Raw genomic sequence first — 1911 nt, 5'->3', positions numbered from 1 at the left:
GCGGTCATTAAGGCGAGCCTGTACGACCCGCAGATCAATCGTACCTACGCGGAGATGGCGGCGCATTACGGCACCGCCATCTTGCCGGCGCGGCCGCGCAAGCCGCGCGACAAGGCCAAGGTCGAGCAGGCCGTCCTCATCGTCGAGCGCTGGCTGCTCGGCCGCCTGCGTCATCGCACCTTCTACAGCCTGGCCGAGGTCAATGCGGCGATCGGCGAACTGCTCACGAGGCTGAACGAGGAACGGCCGATCCGGCGGATCGGCGTGACACGCCGCCGGTTGCTCGAGGAGGTCGACCGGCCGGCGCTCAAGCCATTGCCGGCGTCCCCCTATGTCCTCGCCGAGTGGCGGATCCGCCGCGTCAGTCTCGATTACCACGTCGAGGTGGAGAAGCATTACTACAGCGTTCCGCATCGCTTCGCCCGCGCCGAGGTCGAGGTGCGGTTCACGGCCCGTACCGTCGAGATCTTCCACAAGGGCGAGCGGATCGCCGCGCATCAGCGCATGAGCGGCAATCACAAACACACCACCGTGCCGGAGCACATGGCCTCCAGCCATCGGCGCTACGCCGGCTGGACCATCGCGCGTATCCGCCAGGACGCCGCCGCGATCGGGCCGGCGACCAGCGCGTTGTGCGACCTCATTCTCGACGAGCGCTCGCACCCCGAGCAAGGCTTCCGCGCCTGTCTCGGCATCCTCAGGCTCGCCGCCTCCTATGGACGCGAACGGCTGGACGCTGCGGCTGCGCGGGCGATCGACATCGGCGCGCGCACCTATGGCTCGGTCAAGTCGATCCTCGCCAACAATCTCGATGGGCGTCCTGCTCACCAGCGCTCCGCGGACGATGCGCCGATCCTGCATGCCAACATCCGCGGACCGCGCTACTACAATTAGGAGATCATCCCTTGCTCACCCATCCGACCCTCGACCGCCTCAACGCCCTCGGCCTCCATGGCATGGCCAAGGCCTTCGCCGACATCGAAGCCACCGGTGAGGCCGCAAGCCTCGGTCACGCCGAATGGCTCGCGCTGCTGCTCGAACGTGAAGCCTCGCTGCGGCACGACAAACGGCTCGCCACTCGCCTGCGCTACGCCAAGCTGCGCCAGCAGGCGTGCGTCGAGGACATCGACTACCGCACCCCGCGCGGTCTCGACCGCCCGCTGTTCGCTAAGCTTGTCGAGGGCCGTTGGATCGACGACCACGTCAATCTCCTGATCTGCGGCCCGGCCGGCGTCGGCAAGAGTTGGCTCGCCTCGGCGCTCGGCCACAAGGCCTGTCGCGACAATCGCTCTGTGCTCTATCAGCGCGTCCCGCGACTGTTCGACGATCTGGCGCTCGCCCGCGGCGACGGCCGCCATCCCCGCCTGTTGCGCGGCCTTGGCCGTGTCGATCTGCTGATCCTCGATGATTGGGGACTCGAGCCGCTCGACGCCGGTGCCCGTCACGACCTCCTGGAAATCCTCGAAGATCGCTACGGTCATCGCTCCACCATCGTCACCAGCCAGCTCCCTGTGGACCAGTGGCATCTGCTCATTGGAGATCCCACCTATGCCGACGCCGTGCTCGATCGTCTCGTCCACAATGCCCATCGGCTCGACCTCACCGGTGAGAGCCTGCGGCGAACCCGGCAATCCGCCCGAAAGACCTGAGCCCGTGGCGCTGTGGACATGCCGCTGCGCTTGGACAACGCAATCGCGTTGCCCACATGCCCACAGCAACCGCAGAAGAAGAAAAACAGGTTGAAGTCGCGATTCCAGATTGACCACGCGACTTGACCGATGCCAGAGAACCAGCCGGCCAGAACGCCTCGCCGCTGGGCGAGATCAAATCGGAAAGGTGGGCGACATCGTCTCGGAATCCACGGGCGACTTCATATCGGTACGCCTGGGCGACTTCGTCGGAATCCGCACG

General features: G+C 66.1%; 1 protein-coding gene and 1 pseudogene. Both read left to right on the top strand.

Annotated features, from left to right (window positions below; genetic code table 11):
• Positions 1-894: pseudogene (locus IVB42_RS09785) on the top strand (IS21 family transposase); the annotation flags it as partial.
• An 11-nt stretch (positions 895-905) separates the two neighbouring features.
• Positions 906-1649 carry an IS21-like element helper ATPase IstB gene (gene istB, locus IVB42_RS09780; protein WP_247454818.1) on the top strand — a complete coding sequence of 248 codons (744 nt, stop codon included), beginning with the start codon at positions 906-908 and terminating at the stop codon, positions 1647-1649.
• The last annotated feature ends 262 nt before the right edge of the window (positions 1650-1911 follow it).

It is taken from the genome of Bradyrhizobium sp. 45 (assembly GCF_023073155.1).
In the GTDB taxonomy this organism is placed as follows: Bacteria; Pseudomonadota; Alphaproteobacteria; order Rhizobiales; family Xanthobacteraceae; genus Bradyrhizobium; species Bradyrhizobium canariense_D.
Note: the sequence above shows the minus strand (reverse complement) of the source record. Positions and strands in the feature narration are given on the sequence as shown.